Genomic DNA, 23,374 nt, shown 5'->3' on the forward strand with positions numbered 1-23,374 from the left:
GTGGGCGGGTTCGGTGACCGGCTGTCCGACGCGATGGCCCGCCGCGGCCCGCTGTGTCCGGGCATCGACCCGCACCCCGAACTGCTGCAGGCGTGGGGGCTGAGCACCGACGCCGACGGGCTGGCCCGGTTCAGCGACATCTGCGTGGCGGCGTTCGCCGGCTTCGCGGTGGTCAAGCCGCAGGTGGCGTTCTTCGAGGCCTACGGGTCGGCCGGCTTCGCGGTGCTCGAGCGCACGATCGCCGCGCTGCGCGCCGAGGGGGTGCTGGTGCTGGCCGACGCGAAGCGTGGCGACATCGGGTCGACGATGGCGGCCTACGCCGCGGCGTGGGCCGGGGACTCGCCGCTGGCCGCCGACGCCGTGACGGCCTCGCCGTACCTGGGATTCGGGTCACTGCAGCCGCTGCTGGACACCGCCTTGGCCCACGGCCGGGGGGTGTTCGTCCTCGCGGCCACCTCCAACCCCGAAGGTGCGTCGGTGCAGCGCGCGGACGCCGGGGGACACACGGTCGCGCAATCGATCGTCGATGCGGCATCCGCGGTGAACGCTGGGCCTGGGGCGGGGTCTGTCGGCGTGGTCGTCGGTGCGACGCTGGCCGACCCGCCGGATGTGAGCGCCCTGGGCGGGCCCGTGCTGGTGCCCGGCGTCGGCGCCCAGGGAGGCCGCCCCGAGGCGTTGGCGGGCCTGGGAGGGGCCCGGCCGGGGCAGCTGCTGCCTGCTGTGTCACGCGAGGTGCTGCGGGCCGGCCCGGACCCCGCGGCGGTGCGCGCCGCGGCCGAACGCATGCGCGACGCGGTCGCCCATCTACAGGGCTGAGCGAGGCTGCTGCGACACGCCCGACAGCGACTGACCAGGGAAAATTTCTCGGCAGACCCTCCTGTGGCGGGTGTGACAACCGATCGCAGGGCGGGCAGCGACGGCCGACACCGCGAGGTCGCGAGAAAACTGCCGATACGCAGGGGTTTCCGCTCGGCAGGGCGATTTCGGCAAGCGTGCAGCTAGCCGCCACGCCGGTCCCGCCGCGCACCCCGTTGCGCCCTACACGCTGGGCTTTTGGTCGCAGAACTCGGGGGTGGGGTTAGCTTTCGTCAGCCCGCGTGGGTACGGTCGTCCACGCTGGCTGGTTCGCGATCCACCACGACCAGTCGAGAGAAAAACAGATGGTGACGATACGGAGGAACCCGTGGCCCTTCCCCAGTTGACCGACGAACAGCGCGCGGCAGCGTTGGAGAAGGCTGCTGCCGCACGTCGAGCGCGTGCCGAACTCAAGGATCGGCTCAAGCGCGGCGGCACCAACCTCAAGCAGGTCCTCAAGGACGCCGAGACCGACGAGGTCCTGGGCAAGATGAAGGTCTCCGCTCTGCTGGAGGCCCTGCCCAAGGTCGGCAAGGTCAAGGCGCAGGAGATCATGACCGAGCTCGAGATCGCCCCGACCCGCAGGCTGCGTGGCCTGGGCGATCGTCAGCGCAAGGCCCTGCTGGAAAAGTTCGACTTCTCGTAAGGGAGGTCGGTGAGCGAAGGCGGGGGGCCGGATACGCACCCACGGGCTCCGGTCCTGGTGCTGTCCGGCCCGTCTGCCGTCGGCAAGTCGACCGTGGTGCGGTGCCTGCGGGACCGCGTGGCCGACCTGTACTTCAGCGTCTCGGTGACCACCCGGTCGCCGCGGCCTGGTGAGATCGACGGCATCGATTACTCGTTTGTGTCGCCGGAGCAGTTCCAGCGCCTCATCGACGACGGTGAGCTGCTGGAATGGGCGGAGATCCACGGCGGCCTGCATCGGTCCGGCACGCCGGCCGCTCCGGTCCGCGCCGCCACCGCCGAGGGCCGCCCCGTCCTCATCGAGGTCGATCTCGCCGGCGCGCGGGCGGTCAAGGCCGCTATGCCGGAGGCGCTCAGCGTGTTTCTCGCCCCTCCCAGTTGGGAGGCGCTCGAGCATCGATTGACCGGTCGCGGCACCGAGAGCGCCGAGGTGATGGCCCGCCGACTGGCGACAGCCCGCACCGAATTGGCGGCTCAGGGCGACTTCGACGAGGTCGTCGTCAACACGGAAGTGGAATCGGCGTGCGCTGCGTTGGTATCCTTGCTGGTGGCCCGCACACCGGTGCGGCCCGATAAGTCTTAACAAGACTCCACTTTCTCGATTCGAATCGCCAGGAGACCTTTTTCGTGAGCACCCCGCACGCCGACACGCGGCTGGCACCCGTGGACCTCGATCCGTCCGCCGCCAGCGCCTACGACACGCCGTTGGGCATCACCAACCCGCCCATCGACGAGTTGCTGGACCGCGCGTCGAGCAAGTACGCGCTGGTGATCTACGCCGCCAAACGTGCACGTCAGATCAACGATTACTACAACCAGCTGGGTGACGGAATCCTCGAGTACGTCGGTCCGCTCGTGGAGCCGGGCCTGCAGGAGAAGCCTCTCTCGATCGCGATGCGCGAGATCCACGAGGACCTGCTCGAGCACACCGAGGGCGAGTAGAAGCGGCTGCGGCCCATGGCCGATCGCAAGCGGATCATCGTCGGCGTCGCCGGCGGCATCGCCGCCTACAAGGCGGCGACCGTGGTCCGTCAGCTCACCGAGGCCGGTCACTCCGTGCGGGTGGTCCCCACCGAATCGGCCCTCAAGTTCGTCGGAGCGGCCACCTTCGAGGCGCTGTCGGGTAATCCCGTCCACACGGGCGTCTTCGACGATGTCCACGAGGTCCCCCACGTCCGGATCGGACAGGGCGCCGACCTCGTCGTCGTCGCACCGGCGACGGCGGATCTGCTGGCCAGAGCCACCGTAGGCCGCGCCGACGATCTGCTCACCGCCACTCTGCTAACTGCGCGATGTCCGGTCCTCTACGCACCGGCGATGCACACCGAGATGTGGTTCCATCCGGCGACGGTCGAGAACGTCGCCACTCTGCGTCGCCGCGGGTGTGTGGTGATGGAACCCGCCTCAGGCCGGCTCACCGGCGCTGACACCGGTCCGGGCCGACTCCCCGAGGCCGAAGAGATCAGCACCCTGGCTCAGCTGCTGCTGGTGCGCTCCGACGCGCTGCCCTACGACATGGCCGGGGTGAAGGTGTTGGTCACCGCCGGCGGTACGCGCGAACCCATCGACCCCGTCCGGTTCATCGGCAACCGGAGCTCCGGCAAACAGGGCTACGCGCTCGCGCGGGTGATGGCGCAACGCGGCGCTGACGTGACGCTGATCGCGGGGCACACCGCCGGGCTGATCGATCCGGCCGGCGTGCACGTCGAGCACGTCGGATCGGCCACCCAGCTGCGCGACGCCGTGTCCAAGCATGCCGCGGCGGCCAACGTGCTCGTGATGGCTGCGGCAGTCGCCGATTTCCGGCCCGCCAACCCGGTGCTCACCAAGATCAAGAAAGGCCCGGCAGGCGAGGGCGAGCCGACCATCGAGCTGATCCGCAACGACGACGTGCTTGCCGGCGCGGTGCGTTCACGCGCGGACGGGCAGCTGCCCAACATGCGGGCCATCGTCGGATTCGCCGCGGAAACCGGCGACGCCAACGGAGACGTGCTCTTCCATGCGCGCGCGAAGCTCGTCCGCAAAGGATGCGATCTGCTGGTCGTCAATGCCGTGGGGGAGAACCGGGCATTCGAGGTCGACAACAACGACGGTTGGCTGCTGTCCTCCGACGGTACGGAGGCCGCACTGGAGCACGGTTCGAAGACGGTGATGGCGAGCCGTATTGTGGACGCGATCGTCGGCTTCCTGCAGAGCAGGTGAGCGGCGAACGACAGATAACGGCGTGCGCGTAAAGGTTGCGCGCCGCAGGGGGACACGCTTGGGTGCTAGAGGCGCCGCCGTGTGCCGGCACAGACAGTGGAAGTGAAAGGGATCGCACGTGAGTGATGCTCGGCTGTTTACCAGTGAGTCGGTGACCGAGGGGCACCCGGACAAGATCTGCGACGCGATCAGCGATTCGGTGCTCGACGCACTGCTGGCCGGCGATCCGAAGTCCCGTGTCGCGGTCGAGACCCTGGTCACGACCGGCCAGGTGCACGTGGTGGGCGAGGTGACGACCTCGGCCAAGGAGGCGTTCGCCGACATCACCAACACCGTGCGCGCCCGCATCCTCGACATCGGCTACGACCATTCCGACAAGGGCTTCGACGGGGCCACCTGCGGCGTGAACATCGGGATCGGCGCACAGTCGCCCGACATCGCGCAGGGCGTCGACACCGCCCACGAGACCCGCGTCGAGGGGGCAGCCGACCCGCTGGACTCCCAGGGCGCCGGCGACCAGGGCCTGATGTTCGGCTATGCGATTGCCGACACCCCGGAATTGATGCCGCTGCCGATCGCGCTGGCGCACCGCCTGTCGCGCAAGCTCACCGAAGTCCGCAAGAACGGCACGCTGGACTACCTGCGCCCCGACGGCAAGACCCAGGTCACCGTTCAGTACGACGGCACCACCCCGGTGCGCCTGGACACCGTCGTGCTGTCCACACAGCACGCCGACGGCATCGATCTGGACACCCAGCTGGCCCCGGAGATCAAGCAGCACGTCATCGACGCGGTGCTCACCGAACTCGGCCACGAGACGCTGGACACCTCGAACCCGCGCATCCTGGTCAACCCGACCGGCAAGTTCGTGCTCGGCGGACCTATGGGCGACGCGGGCCTGACCGGCCGCAAGATCATCGTCGACACCTACGGCGGCTGGGCCCGCCACGGTGGCGGCGCCTTCTCCGGCAAGGACCCGTCGAAGGTGGACCGTTCGGCCGCCTACGCGATGCGCTGGGTCGCCAAGAACGTCGTCGCCGCCGGCCTGGCCGAGCGCGTCGAGGTCCAGATCGCGTACGCGATCGGCAAGGCCGCCCCGGTGGGCCTGTTCGTCGAGACGTTCGGCTCCGAAACCGTCGACCCGGTGAAGATCGAGAAGGCCATCCTCGAGGTGTTCGACCTGCGCCCCGGCGCGATCGTCCGCGACCTCGACCTGCTGCGACCGATCTACGCGCCGACCGCGGCCTACGGCCACTTCGGCCGCACCGACATCGATCTGCCGTGGGAGCAGCTGAACAAGGTCGACGACCTGAAATCTGCCGTCTAGCCCTGACCGGCTAGATCAACGCGGCGCGCAACGCCTCCAGTGCCCGGTCGGTGACCTCTGTCGCCGCAGGCACGACGCCGTAGTAGCCGAGGAAACCGTGCACCAGCGTGTCGGCGCTCTCTAGGTGAGCGTCCACCCCGGCGGCCGTCAGCAGCTCGGCGTAGCGCGCGCCGTCGTCACGCAACGGATCGTGGCCTGCGATGACGATGTGGGCGGGCGCGACACCGGTGAGGTCTCCGACGGCGGGCACCAACGTCGCCGGGGGTTGCGACAGGTCGGTGTCGCCGACGTACCAGCGGGTGAACGCCTTGCACTCGGCCAGTCCGAGAATCGGTGCCTCGGCGTTCTCGGTGAACGACGGCAACGACGTGTCGAAGGTCGTCGACGGGTACCACAGCAGCTGCACGCGCATCGCGATGCCGGCGTCGCGGGCCAGCTGCGCGACGACCGCAGCCAGGTTGCCGCCGGCTGAGTCGCCCGCCACGGCGAGGCGGGTGGCGTCGCCCCCGAGCTCTGAGGCGTGCGCGGCCACCCACTGTGTCGCCGCCCAGACGTCCTCCACGGCCGCGGGATAGGGGTGCTCAGGCGCCAAGCGGTAGTCGACCGACACCACCAGCGCCTCGGCGCGCACAGCGTGCAACCGGGCCGCTGCGTCGTAGGTGTCGAGGTCGCCCACCGACCACCCGCCACCGTGGATGAAGATCACCACCGGTAACGCCGGCCCCTCGGTCGGCGGCTGATAGATGCGGACGGGCACCGGACCGGCCGGGCCGGCGACGTCGCGTTCGGTCGCCGCGACCTCGGGGAACACCGCCGCCCGGGGCAGCTCGGCGAAACGTTGCCGCGCGAGCTCCGGCCCGCCGTCGGTGGTGAGTCGGAACGGCACCGCGTCGAGAACCTTCGCCAGCACGGGATCGAGGTCAGCCATGGCCCACACGGTAGCGCCCGCCGTTTTAGTAGGTTCGCACCTGTGACGACTCGCCGTACCGCCCTGTGGGGAGCCGCCGCCGCGGTGGCCGCGGCCTACGGGGTGTTCCTGATCGTCACCGCGACACAGGTACCCGCCGGTGCGGAGCTGACCGGGCGCTTCGCCGCCCAGCCTGCGGTCAAGGCCCTCGCCGCGGTGCTGCTCGCCGTCGCCGCGTGGGCGCACCCGATCGTCCGTGAGCGACGCTGGCTGGTGGCTGCGCTCCTGTTCTCCGCCGCCGGTGACTTCCTGCTCGCGATGCCCTGGTGGCAGCCGTCGTTCGTGCTCGGGCTGGCCGCGTTCCTGGTGGCGCACGTGTGCTTCCTCGTCCTGCTCTGGCCGCTGGTGCGGGCGACACCGGTCCGGCTGGCTGCGGCTGGGCTGACCGTGCTCGCCTGCGCGGGTCTGCTGGTGTGGTTCTGGCCGCGACTGGTCGCCGACGGGATGGCGGTTCCGGTGACGGCGTACATCGCGGTGCTGGGCGCGATGGTGTGCACGGCGCTGCTCGCCGACCTGCCGACGCCCTGGACGGCACTCGGAGCGGTCTGCTTCGCGGTGTCTGACGCGATGATCGGCATCGGCCGGTTCGTCCTCGGAGACGAGACGCTGGCGGTGCCGATCTGGTGGGTCTACGCCGCGTCGCTGCTGCTGATCAGCGCGGGCGTGCTGTTCGGCCGGTCGTCCGAGCCCTCTGCTAGACCTGCGGGGTGACCGCAGGACGGCAGGCAGCCGAGCACGAACCCATCGCGCGGGTGCTGCCGATGCTCACCGTGCCGCACCTGGACCGGGACTTCGACTACCTGGTCGCGGCCGACATGTCCGACGACGCGCAACCGGGGGTCCGCGTCAAGGTGCGGTTCAACGGCCGCCTGGTCGACGCGTTCGTGCTGGAGCGCCGCTCGGAGACCGACCACAGCGGCCGCCTCGGGTGGCTGGAAAAGGTGGTGTCCCCGCTACCGGTGCTCACACACGATGTGCGCCGGCTCGTCGACGCCGTCGCCGCCCGGTACGCCGGCACCCGCGCCGACGTGCTGCGGCTGGCGATCCCGCCGCGGCACGCGACCGTCGAGAAGAAGCCGCCGGTCCCGCTCGATCCCTTCGTCGCCGGGGACGTCGACGCCGCGGCGTGGTCGGCCTACAGCGGCGGTGGGCAGTTCATCGCCGCGCTGCGGGACGGCCGTGCCGCCCGCGCGGTCTGGCAGGCGCTGCCGGGCGACGCGTGGCCGGCACGGCTGGCCGAGGCCGCGGCGGTGACCGTGCACGCGGGCCGATCGGTCCTCGCCGTGGTGCCCGACCAGCGCGACGTCGACCGGCTCTCGGCGGCGTGCAGCGAGCTCGTGGAGCCCGCGCGGGTGGTGGCGCTGTCGGCCGGGTTAGGGCCGTCGGAGCGGTACCGCCGGTGGCTCGCGGTGCTGCGGGGGGACGCCCGGGTCGTCATCGGCACCCGCAGCGCGGTGTTCGCTCCGGTCGCCGATCTCGGGCTGGTGCTGATGTGGGACGACGGCGACGATTCGCTCGCCGAACCCCGGGCCCCCTATCCACACGCCCGTGAGGTCGCGATGCTGCGTGCCCACCAGCTGCGCTGTGCTGCGGTGATCGGTGGTCATGCCCGCACTGCCGAGGCGCAGGCGCTGGTACGCGGCGGCTGGGCTCACGACCTGACCGCACCGCGGCAGACCGTCCGCGTGTGCGCGCCGCGGGTGATCGCGCTGGAGGACAGTGCCTACGCCCAGGAGCGCGACGCCGCCGCGCGGACCGCGCGGCTGCCGTCTGTCGCGCTCGACGCTGCCCGCACCGCGCTGACGGCGGGCGCCCCGGTGCTCGTGCAGGTGCCCCGACGCGGATACGTACCGGCGCTGTCGTGCGCACGCTGCCGCACCGTCGCCCGGTGCCGGCACTGCACCGGACCGCTGTCGCTGGCCAGCCGCGACGCGGCAGGCGCGGTCTGCAGGTGGTGTGGCCGCGAGGAACTGGCGCTGCGGTGTTCCCGGTGCGGCTCGGACGCGGTCCGCGCGGTGGTCGTCGGCGCTCGGCGCACTGCGGAGGAACTCGGCCGGGCGTTCCCTGGCGTCGCCGTGGTGACCTCCGGCGGAGAGGCGGTGGTGGAGTCCGTCCCGCAGCGCGCGGCGGTGGTGGTCGCCACGCCGGGCGTCGAACCCGTCGCCGACGGCGGCTACGGGGCAGCACTGCTGCTCGACAGCTGGGCGCTGCTCGGCCGACAAGACCTCCGCGCGGCCGAGGACACGCTGCGGCGCTGGATGTCGGCCGCGGCTCTGGTTCGCCGCCGCGAGGACGGGGGAACAGTCGTGGTCGTCGCCGAGTCGGCGATCCCGACCGTGCAGGCGCTCATCCGCTGGGATCCCGTTGGCCACGCCGATGACGAGCTCGAGGCGCGCGCCGAGGTCGGGCTCCCGCCCGCGGTGCACATGGCGGCCGTCGACGGCACCGCCGACGCCGTGCACGCGCTGCTCGACGATTCGGCGCTGCCCTCAGGCACGGATCTGCTCGGGCCGGTCGACCTGCCGGTGGGCGTGCGCCGCCCGCCGGGCGTCGCGCCCGAGCACCCGGTGATCCGCATGCTGGCGCGAGCGGCGCGCGCGGACGGCCTAGCCCTGGCCGCGGCACTGCGTAAAGCCACCGCCGTGCACAGCGCCCGCCACGACCATGAGCCGGTGCGTATCCAGATCGACCCGTTGCACATAGGGTGATGCCCATGTCCGTCAGGCGGCTGGCCAAGGCGTCGATCCCGCTGCTGCTCATCGCATTCGGACTGTTGTGGCCGCTTCTGTTCACCGGTGGGGGAAGCGACGGACCGCCGCCCGAAGACCCCGTGGTGATCAGCGACTTCCAGATGGCCGCGACCGTGGACGCGGCCGGGGACATGACCGCGGTCGAGACCATCACCGCGCAGGTGTACACGACCGACCGTCACGGCATCTTCCGATACTGGGATGTGGCCAACCGCAACGATTCTCACGTCCGGCAGCCACCGGAGATCACCTCCATCCAGTTGGATGGGGCGCCCGTGCCCTACCAGATGCTGTGGGAAGACGGCCGACGCTTCCGGGTCGCCAAGATCGGTGATCCGGACCGCACCCTGTCCGACGGTGGCCACGTCTTCGAGATCGCCTACCGCATCCGCGGCGTGCTGGATCCCGGCCCCACGGGCGCCGATCGCACCTTCGCCCAGTCCGCGGGCGCTCCCGCGGACTCACCGTCGGTGTTCTTCTGGAACGTCATCGCCCCGTCGTGGAACAACCGCATCGACCGCGCGGAGATCTCCGTGACGCTGCCGGGCAGGGTCGGGGCGGTGCAGTGCTCGATCGGCTCCGGCGTGGGACGGGCGTGTGACGATCTGCGCGCGGCGGGGGACACCGTGGTCGCCGCGGCATCAGACCTGCCGCCGCGCACACCGGTCACCCTGCGCGCGGGCGTGGACGTAGCGACGCCGGCCCGCGCGACCGTGCCCTGGCCGTACACGTGGGACCGCATCCTCGGGCAGTCGGTCACCGTGGTGCTGTGGCTGCTCGGTGTCACGGTGGCCTTCGGTGCGGGCGCGGCGGTGTGGTTGCGCAGTGTGGTCGAGCCGCCGCCGGGCTTCCCGCTGCAGTACGCGCCGCCGCCGGGGCTGGGGCCGGTGCAGGTCGAGTACATCCGCACCGAGGCGGTACCCAAGAACGGGTTGACCGCGACACTGTTCTACCTCGCCGAGCGCAAACTCATCACGCTGCAGCAGCGCGGCGACAAGGAATGGAAGCTGCGCAGCATCGCCCAGCCCGGCCAGTGGTCGGGCCTCGACCCGGTCAGCCTCGCGGTCGCCTCCAGGCTCAAGCTCATGAACTCAGGCAGCGAATTCTCGGCCACGAAGTCCGTGACATCAGGTCAGAAGCTGACCAAGGCCAAGGAGGACATGACCAAGGCCGTGCAGGCATGGGCGCGTGACGACGGTCTGCTGGTGGCGCGCAAGAAGGAACTGTGGCTGCGTGCGGCCAACGCGGTCGCGTTCCTGCTGATGGTCTGCGGGTTCTTCCGCTGGGGCTTCCCGATCACGCTGTGGGCGTTGCCCTTCGCGGTGTTCTTCTTGATCACCGCGGCGTCCTGGCGGGACGGTGTCGGGTCGCGCCGCACCGCAGCGGGGCGCGAACTGTGGTCCCGGGCCGGCGGGTTCCACCGCGTGCTCGCGACGAACTCGGCCGAGACTCGCTTCGATTTCGCGGCCCGCCGCGATCTCTACACCGCCTACGTGCCGTTCGCGGTGGCCGGCGGGGTGGCGGCGGCCTGGGCCAAGAAGTATCAGACATCGATGAACGCCGCAGCGCCGCAACCCGATTGGTATGTCACCTCGGGTTCGTCGACGTCGTGGGCGGCGGCGAGTAGCTCCGGTGGTGCGAACTTCGACAGTTTCGAATCGGCGCTGTCCTCGTCGATCGGCGCGTACACCGCGTCGCAGTCGTCGTCCTCGTCGTCCTCGTCGAGTGGCGGCGGCTTCAGCGGTGGTGGCGGCGGCGGTGGCGGCGGCGGAGGAGGAGGGTCATGGTGAGCGTCGTGCTGGCCACCGTGTTGGTACTGGTCCTGCTGATCGGTGCCGGATACGTGCTCGGCTACAACAAGATCCGGTCGGCCGACGTGCGTGTCGCGGAGGCACTTGCCGGCATCGACGTCGAACTGACCCGCCGGGCGGCGTTGATTCCCAGCCTCGTCCACACGGTGGCGACCTTCGCCGCGCACGAGAAGGACGTCCTGGATCGCGTCACCGATGCGCGCGAGGCGCTCACCTCGGCGACGGCGGGTCGCTCGGTGGCGCAACGCAGCGCTGCCGAGCGGCAGCTCGACGCGGCGCTGACACCGCTGATGACCCTCGGTCAGAGCTCACCGCAGCTCAGTTCGTCCGCCAACTTCCTCGACCTGCAACGCAACCTCGCCGACACCGAGGACAAGCTCGCGTTCGCGCGTCAGTACTACAACGACGCGGTCGCTGACCTCAATCGGCTGCTCGGCACCATTCCGTGGATGTTCGTCGCACCGCTGAGCGGGGTCGGCGAGAAGGAGTACTACCAGATGGCCCGGTAGTCGGTTCCTAGACTGACCCGGTGCGTCTCGTGTTCGCCGGCACCCCGGAGCCGGCTCTTCCGTCCCTGCGTCGCCTCCTCTCGTCGCCCCGCCACGAGGTGATCGCGGTCCTGACGCGCCCCGATGCCGCAGCCGGCCGCCGCGGCACCCCGACCCCGTCGCCGGTGGCGCAGCTCGCCCTCGACGCCGGCATCCCGGTGCTGCGCCCCGCGCGCCCCAACTCCCCGGAGTTCGTCGCTGAACTCGCCGACCTGGCCCCGGACTGCTGCGCCGTGGTGGCCTACGGCGCCCTGCTCGGTGACGCGCTCCTCGACGTGCCCGCACGCGGCTGGGTGAACCTGCACTTCTCGCTGCTGCCCGCCTGGCGGGGCGCCGCACCGGTGCAGGCTGCGATCGCCGCAGGGGACACCGTGACAGGGGCGACCACGTTCCAGATCGAGCCGAGCCTGGATTCGGGCCCGGTGTACGGCGTCGTCACCGAGACGATCACCTCGCGCGACACCGCAGGCGACCTCCTCTCGCGCCTGGCCGACTCGGGTGCCGGTCTGTTGGAAGCCACCATGGACGGCATCGCCGACGGCACGCTCACCGCGGTGCCGCAGCCGAGCGAGGGCATCAGCGTTGCCCCGAAGATCACCGTCGACGACGCCCGGGTCCGGTGGGACCTGCCTGCCCATGTGGTGGACCGGCGGGTCCGCGCTGTCACCCCGAACCCGGGCGCGTGGACCATGCTCGGCGAGCAGCGCGTCAAGATCGGGCCCGTGTCGGTCGCGGACCGCGGCGATCTGGCACCGGGCCGACTCGGCATCGAGAAGAAACGAGTGCTCGTGGGTACCGGCACCGACGCCGTCGAACTGCACACCGTGCAGCCGCCCGGCAAGAAACCGATGAACGCCGCCGACTGGGCCCGCGGTGCGCGCCTCGACGAGAGCGGATCGCTCCTGTGACGCGCCCCCGCCGGCCCCAACGCCCCGAACGGCCCCGGCGCCCCCAGCGGCGCACACCGCTGGACCCGGCCCGCCGGGCCGCGTTCGACGTGCTGCGCGCGGTGTCCGAGCGCGACGCGTACGCGAACCTCGCCTTGCCGGCGATGCTGCGTGAGCGCGGAATCACCGGCCGCGACGCCGCATTCGCCACGGAGCTGACCTACGGCACCTGCCGCGCGCAGGGGCTGCTCGATGCGATCATCGGCGCCGCGGCGGGCCGCCCGGTCGACCACATCGATCCCGTGCTGCTCGACCTGCTGCGGCTGGGGGCTTACCAGATTTTGCGCACCCGGGTCGAAGACCACGCCGCGGTGTCGACGACGGTGGAGCAGGCCGGTATCGAATTCGACACGGCGCGTGCAGGTTTCGTCAACGGCGTGCTGCGCACCATCGCCCGCCGCGACGAGGCGTCGTGGGTGGCGGAACTGGCCCCGCCCGCCGCCGGCGATCCGATCGGCCACCTGGCCTTCGTGCATGCGCATCCGCGCTGGGTCGCACAGGCTTTCGCCGACGCACTGGGTGCCCGCGCCCACGAGCTGGCGGCGTTGCTGAGCAGTGACGACGCCCGCCCGGCGGTCCATCTGGTCGCCCGTCCGGGGGAGATCACCGCCGAGGAACTGGCCGGGCAGGTCGGCGGTACCGTCGGCCGATTCTCGCCGTACGCAGTCCATCTCACCGAGGGAGACCCCGGTGGGCTCGCCGCAGTCCGTGACGGCCGCGCGCTCGTGCAGGACGAGGGCAGCCAGCTGGTCGCCCGCGCGTTGACGCTGGCCGAACTCGACGGTCCCGACGGCGGCCGGTGGCTGGATCTGTGCGCCGGGCCCGGCGGCAAGACCGCACTGCTCGCCGGGTTGGGCCGGCCCGCCGGCGCAGCCGTCGCAGCGGTGGAGCCGACCCCGCGCCGTGCCGAGCTGGTCGAACAGAACACCGCGGGCCTGCCCGTCGAGGTGCTCCGGGTCGACGGGCGTGATCCCGGCCTGACACCGGGCTTCGACCGCGTGCTCGTCGACGCTCCCTGCACCGGGCTGGGCGCTCTGCGACGCAGACCCGAAGCGCGGTGGCGCCGCCAACCCGGTGACGTGGCTCCGCTGGCCAAACTCCAGCGTGAGCTGCTGGCCTCGGCGATCCGGTTGACCCGCCCCGGCGGTGTGGTGCTGTATGCGACGTGCTCGCCGCACCTGGCCGAGACCACCGGCGTGGTGGCCGACGCGCTGCGCCGCCAGCCCGTCGAAGCGCTGGACACCCGGGAGCTGTTCGCCCCGGCCGCCGACACCGGCGATTCCCTGTCGGTGCAGCTGTGGCCGCACCGGCACGGAACCGACGCGATGTTCGCCGCCGCCCTACGCGTCACCGGGCCCCCGATAGGCTGACCCCATGCCCGGACAGTCCACCCGCACCGCCCCGATGATCGCGCCGTCCATCCTGGCCGCCGACTTCGCCCGGCTCGCCGACGAAGTGGCCGCCGTCGAGGGCGCCGACTGGCTGCACGTCGACGTGATGGACAACCACTTCGTGCCCAATCTCACACTCGGACTGCCCGTCGTCGAGTCGCTGCTGAAGGTCACCGACATCCCGATGGACTGTCATTTGATGATCGACGACCCCGGCCGCTGGGCGCCGCCCTACGCCGAAGCGGGCGCCCACAACGTCACCTTCCACGCCGAGGCCACCGATGATCCCCGCGCGGTGGCCCGCGACATCCGCGCCGCGGGCGCCAAAGCCGGCCTGGCCATCAAGCCGGGCACTCCGGTCGATCCGTACCTGGAGATCCTGCGTGACTTCGACACACTGCTGGTGATGTCGGTGGAACCCGGGTTCGGGGGGCAGAAGTTCATCGCCGAGGTGCTGGCCAAGGTGGGTATCGTGCGGCGGCTGGTCGATTCCGGAGAACTGACCGTGCTCGTGGAGATCGACGGCGGGATCAACGACGACACGATCGAGGCGGCGGCCGAGGCCGGGGTCGACTGCTTCGTCGCGGGCTCGGCGGTCTACAGCGCCGAGGACCCCGCGCAGGCAGTGTCGGCGCTGCGTGCCCAGGCGGCCACGGCCGCGAGCCACTTCGCGCCGTGAACCTCGACGCCGCGATGGCCGCGGCTGTCGAGCAGGCCGAAAAGGTCAAGGGCACAACCTATCCCAATCCGCCTGTGGGGGCGGTGATCCTCGACGCCGACGGAGAGATCGCCGGCGTGGGCGCAACCGAACCGCCCGGCGGCCCGCACGCCGAGGTGTTGGCGCTGCGCCGCGCGGGGGAGCGGGCCGTCGGCGGGACCGCCGTGGTCACGCTCGAGCCGTGCAACCACGTCGGCCGCACGCCACCGTGTGTGGACGCACTTCTCGCCGCCCGGGTCGCGACGGTCGTCTTCGCTGTCACCGACCCGAATCCCGTCGCGGCCGGTGGCGCCGCGCGGCTGAGCCGTGCGGGCGTCACCGTGACCGCGGGGGTCGGCGCCGACGTGGTGTCGGGCGGCCCGCTGCGCGAGTGGCTGCACAAGCAGCGGACCGGAATGCCGCATGTGACATGGAAATTCGCGACGAGTGTGGACGGGCGTAGTGCGGCCGCCGACGGTACGAGCAGGTGGATCACCGGCGAGGCGGCCCGCGCCGACGTACACCGCAGACGCGCGATTGCCGATGCGATCGTGGTGGGCACTGGCACGGTGTTCGCCGACGACCCGGCGCTGACCGCCCGCCGCTCAGACGGCAGCCTCACTGACCACCAGCCGCTGCGGGTCGTGGTCGGCATGCGTGAGATCTCGCCTGACGCAACTGTTCTCAACGATGATTCGCGCACGATGGTGATCCGTACCCGCGATCCGCATGAAGTGATCCAGGCGCTGTCGGACCGCACCGATGTGCTGGTGGAAGGTGGCCCGACCCTGGCCGGGGCGTTCCTGCGGGCCGGCGTGATCGATCGAATCCTCGCCTACGTCGCGCCGATCCTGCTCGGCGGGCCGATCACCGCCGTCGACGACGTCGGCGTGTCGAGCATCGGGCAGGCCCACCGGTGGCGTTTCGACGGGGTTCATCCGGTCGGTCCGGATGTCTTGCTCAGCCTGATTCGGGCCTGAAAAGCCCCGTTATCGAATCGTGACCTATTGTCCATCAAGGGTTTCCGTGGACGCCGTGATGCGACGCGCCAGAAGAGCTGCGGGCCCGACCCCGCCGATTCCTCGGTAGACTGACGGGGAATATCGCGCTTTCACCGACGAGTTGCGCATGGTGAGCACGAACAAAGGACATAGAGCATGACTGCACTGCAGGACTGGCTCAGCTACAGCCCGGTCACTCCCGATTCCATCAAGGCGGTGATCCGCGACGCCTGGCGGGGGCTGACCATGGACGACACTGCCGACGACACCCGTCACGTCGACGACGTCATCGACTTCGCCGCCGAGCCTCAGCTGATGGGCCGCGGGCTCGAGCGCTGCTGAGGCCCGGGCTCGAGGTCCGGCTCGTCGGCCCGCTCATCCCGGGCACTGATCAACAACCCCAGTAAGGCCCCGACGACACACACCACAGCGGTGATCGTGAAGATCTCGCCGTACTGCAGCACATAGGCTTCCCGCGTCGCCTGGAGCTGGCGTCGGCCCTGCTCGAGGAGCATCTGGCCGGGTGACACGCCGCTCGGCGCGGGAAGCGCGGCCAGGCGCTCCTGGAAGTACTGATTGAAGCGGTAGAGGCCCCACGCCGACAGCGCCGCGATGCCGATCAGCATGCCGATCATCCGCGCCACGACCACCGCGGCCGAGGCGATGCCGTGCTGCGCCGCCGGTACCACTCGCAGGGTGGCAGAGGTCAGCGGGCCGATGACGAGCCCGAGGCCGATACCGGCGATCACGAGGTCGGTGTCGAAGGTCGGCAGCTGCACGAATCCGAGGTCGTGGTGGGCGCTCAGTACGTCGACCGTCCACTTCGAGACCAGCCAGTACCCGGCCCCGGCGATGAGCAGGCCGACGAAAGCGACGATCCGATCGCCCACCTTCGTGGCGATCCATCCGCCCACCAACGCGCCGATCGGAAGTGCGCCGAGGAACCAAACCAGCAGGAAGACCGCCTCCTGCTGTTCCTTGCCCAGGACACCCTGGGCGAAGAGCTCGATGTTGACGAGAGTGACCATGAGCGCGGCGCCCGCGCACAGCGACGCGCCCAGACCCGCCAGGAACGGCCTGAACCGCACCCCGGCGGGGTCGATCAGCCGAGTGGTGGCGAACCTCTCCCACGCGAAGAACGCGGCCGCCACGACCGCTGCGGCGATCAGCACGGGGAGGCCATAGCTCGGCAACACCTGCTTGCCGTCCGGAGCTTGGTTGTAGAGCCCGACCACGGCGAGTCCGAGCGCGACGGCGAGCAGCAACCCGCCCACGACGTCGACCTTTTCCCTCACCCGATCCTTGTCCGCGGCCGGCAGGCTGAAATGGATCATCACCATCGCCACCGCGGCCAGCGGAACGTTCACCCAGAACACCGCCTGCCAGTGGCTGAACGCCGCCACCAGGGCCACGCCGTAGAGAGGGCCGAGCACGCTGCCCAGCTCCTGGGCGGCACCGACGCCGCCGAGCACCGCGGCGCGGTTGCGGCTCGCCCACAGATCGGCGGCCAGTGCCAACGTGACGGGCAGCAGTGCGCCGCTCGCGGCGCCCTGCACGGCGCGGCCGATCACCATCATCGTCAGATCGGTCGACAGCGCGGTGATGACCGACCCCACGGCGAAACCGGCAAGGCTCACCTGGAGCAGCATCTTGCGCCCGAACCGGTCCGAGGCCCGGCCCAGCAGCGGCATCGCCGCGATGTAGCCCAGCAGGTAGCCGGTGATGATGGGGGTGACGCGCTGGATCTGATTGATGGCGATACCGACGTCGGCCATGATGTCGCGGATCACCGAGACTACGACGTAGGTGTCGAGCGCTCCCAGCAGAACCGCGAGGCCACCGGCGGCGATCGCGATACTGCGGTTCGCCGCGGGGGCGGGTGTGCTGTGCATCACACCGCCGGTTTGTCGACCGTCACCGGCTCACCCCACTTCGACAATGTCATCGTCACGCTGTTGCCGGGGGTGGGTTCCAGGCGGGCCTGCATGAGCTCGTGGTTGCCGTCCTCGGCGACCCACGCGGTGCCCGGGACGGGGCCTTTCGCGGCGATCTGCGGCGCGATCTTGTTGACCGCGTCGGCCCGCACGTTTCCGGTGATGCGGACCGTCTTGACGCCTTCGATCGTCTCGCGGCCCTCGGACTTCGCGTCGGAGAAGTTCGCGAGCACGTTGGCCAGGCCGTTGTCGGGGCTCAGGATCGCCGCGACGTCGTAGATGTCGGCGGCCGGCCCGAAGTTCGAGAGGCTGCCCCCCGCGGTGATCGCGGCATACAGGTCGCCGTCGGACACCACGAACTGGACGCCCTCGAGCTTCTGACCCAGGAACACGATGTCGGCGGTGCCCTTGGCGGCCACCGCCGGCTTCTGGGTCAGATCACCTTCGAGGGACTCCACCGGCAACTCGGCGATCTGCCCCTGCACGGCGAGCTTCAAATGTGCACTGGTCTGCGCTTTCGTGGTGTCGGTGGACTCCCGCAGCAACGTGGTGGCGTCGGGGAGGTCGGTCCCGGAGTCCTGGGACGACGAGCCCGAGCACCCCGCGACCAGGGTGACGACAGCGAAGAGGGCGGCGACGAGCGCCAAGAGGCGGGTCTGCATGCCTGCATCGTAGATGGTGCGCCGGACAGGGACCGTCCGCCGGTGGGCATAGGCTGGACAGGTGTTCACCGGAATCGTCGAAGAACTGGGCGAGATCGTCGGTCGGGAAAACCTCGGCGACGCCGCACGTTTGGTCATTCGTGGCCCGATCGTGACTTCAGATGCCGGACACGGGGATTCGATCGCCGTGAACGGGGTCTGTCTCACCGTGGTGGACGTGCTGGCCGACGGCTCGTTCTCCGCCGACGTGATGGCCGAGACATTGAACAGATCCAGCCTCAGCGGCGCCGACGTCGGGACCCGCGTGAACCTCGAGCGGGCGGCCGCGGTCAGCAGTCGGCTGGGCGGCCACATCGTGCAGGGCCACGTCGACGGCACCGGCCACATCGTGTCCCGCACGCCCTCGGAGCACTGGACCGTCGTGCGCATCGGGCTGCCCGAGGCGCTGTCACGCTACATCGTGGAGAAGGGCTCGATCACCGTCGACGGGGTGTCGCTGACGGTGTCGGGGCTCGGCGACGACTGGTTCGAGGTGTCGCTCATCCCCACCACGCTCGACCTGACCACGCTGGGCAGCGCCGAGGTGGGGGCCCCGGTCAACCTCGAGGTCGACGTCATCGCGAAGTACGTCGAACGGCTGATGGCGCGCGACTAATCAGGCCCAGCGGGCCTCACCAATCAGGCCCACCGTGCCGCGATACGCCGGGCCGTGTCGATGCGGTCCCGACGCATGGCGGTCATCCGGTCGGTGACGGTGTGCACCACCGCCTTGGGCGCGGTGTCCGGTGAGCCCGCGGTGAACGGCGGCTCGGGGGCGTACTGCATCGTCAGCTGCGCGGCCTGCGCTTCGTCGACGCCGCGCAGCATGGCGGCCACCACCAGCGCGGCGTCGATGCCGGCGGTGACGCCGGCCGCGAACACGAATGTGTCGTCGGTCACCACCCGCTCGGGGCGCGGAACCGCCCCGAAGATCGGCAACACATCCATCGCGGCCCAGTGCGTGGTCGCCTAGCGGCCCCGTAACAGGCCCGCAGCGCCGAGCAGCAGCGCGCCCGTACACACCGAGAGCACGCACCGGGCGCCGGTCGCCTGGTCGCCCAACCAGCCCATCAGCCGCTCGTCCTCCATCACGGCCTGCTGCCCGGGCCCGCCCGGCACGTGCAGCACGTCGAGCTGGGGTGCGTCCTCGATCACGGCGTCGGGCAGCAGCCGCAGGCCGCGGTAGTCCCGAACCGGCCTGTCGGTGAGCCCGTAGGTGGTGAACGTCACGTTCGGCAACGATGCGAGAACTTCGTAGGGGCCTGTGACGTCGATCTGGTCCATGTCGTCGAAGACGACAGCGCCGATGGTGAGCGCGTCGGTGGCGGCCATGAGAGGAAGTATCGCGGGCTGGCTCAGGCGGGCAATAATGCGGCCTGCCGCGTGGTTCATACTGAACGAGACATACGTGGTTCTCGCGCGGGAACCGGCAAGGTGGTGAGGATGACGAGGCTGGATTCGGTCGAGCGGGCGGTGGCGGACATCGCCGCAGGCAAGGCCGTCGTCGTCATCGACGACGAAGACCGCGAGAACGAAGGCGATCTGATCTTCGCCGCCGAGAAGGCCACCCCTGAGCTGGTGGCCTTCATGGTGCGCTACACCTCCGGCTACCTGTGCGTTCCCCTGGACGGGGAGATCTGCGACCGGCTGGGCCTGCTGCCGATGTACGCGGTCAACCAGGACAAGCACGGCACCGCCTACACCGTCACCGTCGACGCGAAACACGGTGTGGGAACAGGTATCTCGGCATCGGACCGGGCGACGACGATGCGGTTGCTCGCCGATCCGACCGCAGTGGCCGACGACTTCACCAAGCCCGGGCACGTGGTTCCGTTGCGCGCCAAGGACGGCGGGGTGCTGCGCCGCCCCGGCCACACCGAGGCCGCCGTCGACCTGGCCCGGCTGGCCGGGCTGCAGCCGGCGGGCACGATCTGCGAGATTGTCAGCCAGAAGGACGAGGGCGCGATGGCCCAGACCGACGAGCTGCGCATCTTCGCCGACGAGCACGACCTCGCGCTGATCTCGATCGCCGACCTGATCGAGTGGCGGCGCAAGCACGAGAAGCACATCCAGCGCATCGCCGAGGCCCGCATCCCCACCCGGCACGGCGAGTTCCGGGCCGTCGGCTACACCAGCATCTACGAGGACGTCGAGCACGTCGCCCTGGTGCGGGGCGACATCGCGGGCCCCCACGAGGACGGGCACGACGTGCTGGTCCGCGTGCATTCGGAGTGCCTGACCGGTGACGTGTTCGGTTCGCGACGCTGCGATTGCGGCCCCCAGCTCGACGCCGCGCTGGCGATGGTGGCCCGGGAGGGCCGCGGCGTGGTGCTCTACATGCGCGGTCACGAGGGTCGCGGCATCGGCCTGATGCACAAACTGCAGGCCTACCAGCTGCAGGACGCCGGCGACGACACCGTCGACGCGAACCTCAAGCTCGGTCTGCCTGCCGACGCCCGCGACTACGGCACCGGCGCGCAGATCCTCGTCGACCTCGGCGTGCGCTCGATGCGCCTGTTGACCAACAACCCGGCCAAACGCGTCGGCCTCGACGGCTACGGCCTGCACATCATCGAGCGGGTGCCGCTGCCGGTGCGGGCCAACTCGGAGAACATTCGCTACCTGATGACCAAGCGGGACCGGATGGGCCATGACCTCGTCGGTCTCGAGGATTACGACGAGGTCCGGCCCGGCGACATCGGCGGCACCAAATGAGCCCTGCCGCAGGCGTGCCCGACATGCCGGAGCTGGACGCGTCGGGGTTGTCGCTGGCGATCGTCGCGAGCACCTGGCACGAGACCATCTGCGATGCGCTGCTCGACGGCGCGCGCCGCACCGCCGCCGAGGCCGGTGTCACCGATCCGACCGTGACGCGGGTGCTCGGAGCGATCGAGATTCCGGTCGTCGCGCAGGCTCTGGCCAGGACGCACGACGCCGTCGTTGCGCTGGGCGTCGTGATCCGCGGGGAGACACCGCATTTCGACTACGTGTGCGACGCGGTCACTCAGGGCCTGACCCGGGTGTCGCTGGATGAGTCGACTCCCGTGGCCAACGGCGTGCTCACCACCAACACCGAACACCAGGCCCTCGATCGGGCCGGGTTGCCCGAGTCGGCGGAGGACAAGGGCGCCCAGGCGGCCGCCGCCGCGTTGTCGACGGCGCTGACGCTGCGCCGGCTCGCCTCGCCGTCATGAGTGCCCAGGATCGCGACGTCCCGGGGTGGGATGTGGAGGTCAAGCCGCACCTGACCCCGATCTTCGCCTACGGCGCCGCTGTCGTGATCGTCGCGGCCCACGTGATCGTGGGGGTGCTGCTCAAGGTCGGGACGACCGGGGTCATCTTCCAGACATCCGATCAGGTTGCCTTCGCCGGGCTCGGTGTGGTGTTCGGAGCCCTGGTCTGCCTGTTCGCCCGGCCGCGGCTGCGCGTCGGGGCCGCCGGTGTCGCAGTGCGAAACCTGTTCGGCTACCGCGTGTTCGACTGGGGCGTGGTGCGGGGCCTGTCGTTCCATCCGGGTGCGCGCTGGGCCCGGCTGGACCTGCCCGACGACGAGTACGTCGCGGTCATGGCGATCCAGGCCGTCGACAAAGCCCGTGCCGTCGACGCGATGGACCGCGTCCGCGCTGCCATGGAGCGTTATCAGGGCGCCGACGGGGTCAACCGACGTCACCCATGACCGCGCCCTCCCGGCGCGGATCGGCACCGCCCACCCAGCCGGGCCCGGCGCGCACGATCGCCGAGAGCCCGCTGGACTGATCGGCGAGGTCGACCTGATGACCGAGCTCCCGCAGGCCCGTCACTAACGGGTCGTTGCGGCCCTCGTCGGCGAGGTCGATCACCTGGTGCTCACCGCCCACGTTGGTGGTGGGGGAGTTCGCGGCGCCGAAGTCGACCATCGAGACGGCCTGCTGCGGATCCAGACCCCAATCGAGCATCCCGACAAGCGTTTTCACGACGAACTGGATGATCGTGGAACCGCCCGGTGAGCCGGCCACCGCGTACAGCGGGCCCCGCTGCCCGCCGGGATCGGTGTCGAAGACGAGTGTCGGAGCCATCGTGCTGCGCGGCCGTTTGCCCGGCTCCACCCGGTTGGCGACGGGCGCACCGTCGGGTCCGATGGGTTCGGCGGAGAAGTCGGTCAGCTGGTTGTTCAACACGAAGCCGTCGACCATGTGGAACGAGCCGAAGGCCGACTCGACGGTCGTCGTCAGCGATGCGGCATTGCCCTGTGCGTCGACCACACTGATGTGGCTCGTGCCGTGTTCGGGGACGGGAGGAACCGGCGCCGTGGGCGGCCCGAACTCGCCGGGCTTGGCCGTGCCCATCGTGCGGTCGGGGGGAGACGAGCGCCGCCCGGCCGGCGAGATAGTCCGCGGCCAGCAGAGCGTCCGGTGAACCCCCGGGCAGCGCGACGAAGTCGGTGTCCGCGACGTAGCGGTCGCGGTCGGCGTAGGCGAGCCTCTCTGCCTCGGCGATCAGATGCACGCCCTGCACGGTGGGGCGACCGCCATTGGCGTCGACGTCGGTGGGCCGGTGCGCGGCCATGTCGAAGTGCGAGAGGACGCCGAGCGTCTCGGCCACGGCGATGCCGCCCGACGACGGCGGGGGCATGCCGCAGATCTGTTTGCCGCGATACGGCGTGCACAGCGGCTGCCGGATCTTGGTGCGGTACCCGGCGAGGTCCTCGGTCGTCATCAGGCTCGGGGTGCGTCCACCGGTGGTGTCGGCGGCCGCGGCCACGATGTCTGCCGCGATAGGCCCGGTGTAGAGCGAAGCCGGATCGCTCGCGATCGCACCGAGCGTCTTCGCGTACGCGGGATTGGTCAACCGGGTCGTCACCGACCTCGGTGAACCGTCGGGTTCGAGGAAGTACTCGGCGGAGGCGGGGTCTGCCCGCAGCTTCGGAGTCGCATCGGCGATGGCTGCCGCCAGTCGGGGGCTGATCTCGAACCCGTCGTCGGCGAGCCGGACCGCGGGTCCGAACAGATCTCGCCAGGCTGTGCGGCCGTGCTGGGCGTGCACGTCGGCCAGCATGCGCACGATGCCGGGTACGCCGATCGAGCGGCCCGAGGCGCGCACATCGGGCTTCGGTGCGGTCCTGTCGGTGTCGGAGACCCAGCGCAGATAGTTCTCGGTGGCGGCGGCCGGGGCGATCTCACGGCCGTCATAGGCCTGGACCGATGTCGCGGCGGCGTCGTAGTACAGCAGGAAGCCTCCGCCGCCGATGCCCGAGGACTGGGGTTCGACCAGTCCGAGGACGGCCTGCGCGGTGACCAGCGCGTCGGCCGCGGTACCGCCGTCGCGCAGTACCTCGCAGGCGGCCTGGGTGGCGAGCGGGTTGGCGGTCGCGACTGCGTAGTGGCCGGTGCGTACCGCGGTCATGTCGGTGCGATAGCCGGTCGCGGTCTCCGGCGCGGACTCGTCGCGACCGCCCTGCTGCTTGCTCTGCGGGGTGCCGTTGGTCACGATGGCGCACGGGCCCGCGGGCGCTGCGTGGGACTCGCGGACGGCGCAACCGGCACAGACCAGCACGGCAGCCATCACCAACGCCAGCACCCG

At 70.6% G+C, this 23,374-nt stretch carries 24 protein-coding genes and 1 pseudogene; 19 read left to right on the forward strand and 6 right to left on the reverse strand.

What is annotated here, in order from left to right:
- The 6 genes from pyrF to metK all read left to right on the forward strand — a co-directional run bounded on the left by pyrF (nucleotide 1) and on the right by metK (nucleotide 5,068).
- Nucleotides 1–816: an orotidine-5'-phosphate decarboxylase gene (pyrF, locus tag PGN37_RS18260; protein WP_335332416.1), complete on the forward strand. Its 816-nt coding sequence runs from the start codon at nucleotides 1–3 to the stop codon at nucleotides 814–816.
- A 367-nt stretch (nucleotides 817–1,183) separates the two neighbouring features.
- Nucleotides 1,184–1,501 carry an integration host factor, actinobacterial type gene (gene mihF, locus PGN37_RS18265; RefSeq protein WP_003932123.1) on the forward strand — a complete coding sequence of 106 codons (318 nt, stop codon included), beginning with the start codon at nucleotides 1,184–1,186 and terminating at the stop codon, nucleotides 1,499–1,501.
- A gap of 9 nt (nucleotides 1,502–1,510) precedes the next feature.
- Nucleotides 1,511–2,122, forward strand: coding sequence for a guanylate kinase (gmk, locus tag PGN37_RS18270; RefSeq protein WP_335332418.1), 612 nt, complete (start codon nucleotides 1,511–1,513; stop codon nucleotides 2,120–2,122).
- 44 nt (nucleotides 2,123–2,166) lie between these two features.
- Nucleotides 2,167–2,481 carry a DNA-directed RNA polymerase subunit omega gene (gene rpoZ / locus PGN37_RS18275; protein ID WP_335332419.1) on the forward strand — a complete coding sequence of 105 codons (315 nt, stop codon included), beginning with the start codon at nucleotides 2,167–2,169 and terminating at the stop codon, nucleotides 2,479–2,481.
- 15 nt (nucleotides 2,482–2,496) lie between these two features.
- Entirely contained in the window at nucleotides 2,497–3,741 is a 1,245-nt protein-coding gene (gene coaBC, locus PGN37_RS18280; protein WP_335332420.1) for a bifunctional phosphopantothenoylcysteine decarboxylase/phosphopantothenate--cysteine ligase CoaBC, read from the forward strand.
- Between the two features lie 118 nt (nucleotides 3,742–3,859).
- Complete coding sequence (gene metK, locus PGN37_RS18285; RefSeq protein ID WP_335332421.1) at nucleotides 3,860–5,068, forward strand: methionine adenosyltransferase; 1,209 nt, start codon at nucleotides 3,860–3,862, stop codon at nucleotides 5,066–5,068.
- A gap of 10 nt (nucleotides 5,069–5,078) precedes the next feature.
- Here metK and PGN37_RS18290 read toward each other — a convergent pair whose 3' ends face one another.
- On the reverse strand, nucleotides 5,079–5,996 hold the full coding sequence (locus PGN37_RS18290) for an alpha/beta hydrolase (RefSeq protein WP_335332422.1): 918 nt from the start codon (nucleotides 5,994–5,996) through the stop codon (nucleotides 5,079–5,081).
- A gap of 42 nt (nucleotides 5,997–6,038) precedes the next feature.
- Here PGN37_RS18290 and PGN37_RS18295 point away from each other — a divergent pair, with 42 nt between their 5' ends.
- The 9 genes from PGN37_RS18295 (at nucleotide 6,039) to PGN37_RS18335 (ending at nucleotide 15,522) form a co-directional block, all read left to right on the forward strand.
- Nucleotides 6,039–6,746, forward strand: coding sequence for a lysoplasmalogenase (locus PGN37_RS18295; RefSeq protein WP_335332423.1), 708 nt, complete (start codon nucleotides 6,039–6,041; stop codon nucleotides 6,744–6,746).
- A gap of 50 nt (nucleotides 6,747–6,796) precedes the next feature.
- A complete protein-coding gene (locus PGN37_RS18300) occupies nucleotides 6,797–8,743 on the forward strand; it encodes a primosomal protein N' (protein WP_442932963.1) in 1,947 nt (648 codons plus the stop codon).
- Between the two features lie 5 nt (nucleotides 8,744–8,748).
- Nucleotides 8,749–10,575 (forward strand): DUF2207 domain-containing protein, encoded by a 1,827-nt coding sequence (locus tag PGN37_RS18305; protein ID WP_335332425.1) that lies wholly within the window; start codon nucleotides 8,749–8,751, stop codon nucleotides 10,573–10,575.
- On the forward strand, nucleotides 10,569–11,105 hold the full coding sequence (locus PGN37_RS18310; protein WP_335332426.1) for a LemA family protein: 537 nt from the start codon (nucleotides 10,569–10,571) through the stop codon (nucleotides 11,103–11,105). Before PGN37_RS18305 ends, PGN37_RS18310 begins: the two co-directional genes overlap by 7 nt.
- A 20-nt stretch (nucleotides 11,106–11,125) precedes the next feature.
- Nucleotides 11,126–12,052, forward strand: a complete 927-nt coding sequence (gene fmt, locus PGN37_RS18315) for a methionyl-tRNA formyltransferase (protein ID WP_335332427.1) — start codon at nucleotides 11,126–11,128, stop codon at nucleotides 12,050–12,052.
- On the forward strand, nucleotides 12,049–13,461 hold the full coding sequence (locus tag PGN37_RS18320; RefSeq protein ID WP_335332428.1) for an RsmB/NOP family class I SAM-dependent RNA methyltransferase: 1,413 nt from the start codon (nucleotides 12,049–12,051) through the stop codon (nucleotides 13,459–13,461). Before fmt ends, PGN37_RS18320 begins: the two co-directional genes overlap by 4 nt.
- Before the next feature lie 4 nt (nucleotides 13,462–13,465).
- The gene (gene rpe / locus PGN37_RS18325) at nucleotides 13,466–14,161 is read left to right on the forward strand and encodes a ribulose-phosphate 3-epimerase (RefSeq protein WP_335332429.1); all 696 of its coding nucleotides are present in this window, start codon (nucleotides 13,466–13,468) and stop codon (nucleotides 14,159–14,161) included.
- Nucleotides 14,158–15,159, forward strand: a complete 1,002-nt coding sequence (ribD, locus tag PGN37_RS18330) for a bifunctional diaminohydroxyphosphoribosylaminopyrimidine deaminase/5-amino-6-(5-phosphoribosylamino)uracil reductase RibD (RefSeq protein ID WP_335332430.1) — start codon at nucleotides 14,158–14,160, stop codon at nucleotides 15,157–15,159. Before rpe ends, ribD begins: the two co-directional genes overlap by 4 nt.
- Nucleotides 15,160–15,336: 177 nt before the next feature.
- Entirely contained in the window at nucleotides 15,337–15,522 is a 186-nt protein-coding gene (locus PGN37_RS18335; protein ID WP_335332431.1) for a hypothetical protein, read from the forward strand.
- Here PGN37_RS18335 and PGN37_RS18340 read toward each other — a convergent pair.
- Entirely contained in the window at nucleotides 15,489–17,072 is a 1,584-nt protein-coding gene (locus PGN37_RS18340) for an MFS transporter (RefSeq protein WP_335332432.1), read from the reverse strand. The genes PGN37_RS18335 and PGN37_RS18340 overlap by 34 nt on opposite strands.
- The gene (locus tag PGN37_RS18345) at nucleotides 17,072–17,776 is read right to left on the reverse strand and encodes an LppX_LprAFG lipoprotein (RefSeq protein ID WP_335332433.1); all 705 of its coding nucleotides are present in this window, start codon (nucleotides 17,774–17,776) and stop codon (nucleotides 17,072–17,074) included. Before PGN37_RS18345 ends, PGN37_RS18340 begins: the two co-directional genes overlap by 1 nt.
- A 61-nt stretch (nucleotides 17,777–17,837) precedes the next feature.
- Here PGN37_RS18345 and PGN37_RS18350 point away from each other — a divergent pair, with 61 nt between their 5' ends.
- Nucleotides 17,838–18,431, forward strand: coding sequence for a riboflavin synthase (locus PGN37_RS18350; RefSeq protein ID WP_335332434.1), 594 nt, complete (start codon nucleotides 17,838–17,840; stop codon nucleotides 18,429–18,431).
- A gap of 23 nt (nucleotides 18,432–18,454) precedes the next feature.
- On the opposite strand, the gene PGN37_RS18355 is transcribed toward PGN37_RS18350, so the two are convergent.
- Entirely contained in the window at nucleotides 18,455–18,763 is a 309-nt protein-coding gene (locus PGN37_RS18355) for a hypothetical protein (RefSeq protein ID WP_335332435.1), read from the reverse strand.
- Between the two features lie 21 nt (nucleotides 18,764–18,784).
- Nucleotides 18,785–19,147 (reverse strand): DJ-1/PfpI family protein, encoded by a 363-nt coding sequence (locus tag PGN37_RS18360; RefSeq protein ID WP_335332436.1) that lies wholly within the window; start codon nucleotides 19,145–19,147, stop codon nucleotides 18,785–18,787.
- A gap of 111 nt (nucleotides 19,148–19,258) precedes the next feature.
- Between PGN37_RS18360 and PGN37_RS18365 the strand changes: the two genes are divergently transcribed.
- The 3 genes from PGN37_RS18365 to PGN37_RS18375 are packed head-to-tail and all read left to right on the forward strand — an operon-like array spanning nucleotide 19,259 to nucleotide 21,491.
- Nucleotides 19,259–20,530, forward strand: coding sequence for a bifunctional 3,4-dihydroxy-2-butanone-4-phosphate synthase/GTP cyclohydrolase II (locus PGN37_RS18365; protein ID WP_335332437.1), 1,272 nt, complete (start codon nucleotides 19,259–19,261; stop codon nucleotides 20,528–20,530).
- Nucleotides 20,527–21,009 carry a 6,7-dimethyl-8-ribityllumazine synthase gene (gene ribH / locus PGN37_RS18370; protein WP_335332438.1) on the forward strand — a complete coding sequence of 161 codons (483 nt, stop codon included), beginning with the start codon at nucleotides 20,527–20,529 and terminating at the stop codon, nucleotides 21,007–21,009. The genes PGN37_RS18365 and ribH overlap by 4 nt, the downstream gene beginning before the upstream one ends.
- Nucleotides 21,006–21,491, forward strand: a complete 486-nt coding sequence (locus PGN37_RS18375; protein ID WP_335332439.1) for a PH domain-containing protein — start codon at nucleotides 21,006–21,008, stop codon at nucleotides 21,489–21,491. The genes ribH and PGN37_RS18375 overlap by 4 nt, the downstream gene beginning before the upstream one ends.
- Here PGN37_RS18375 and PGN37_RS18380 read toward each other — a convergent pair.
- Nucleotides 21,472–23,356: pseudogene (locus PGN37_RS18380) on the reverse strand (gamma-glutamyltransferase family protein). The gene PGN37_RS18375 and the pseudogene PGN37_RS18380 sit on opposite strands and share 20 nt — an antisense overlap.
- Nucleotides 23,357–23,374 lie beyond the last annotated feature (18 nt).

This window comes from Mycobacterium kyogaense (assembly GCF_036946525.1).
GTDB lineage: Bacteria > Actinomycetota > Actinomycetes > Mycobacteriales > Mycobacteriaceae > Mycobacterium > Mycobacterium kyogaense_A.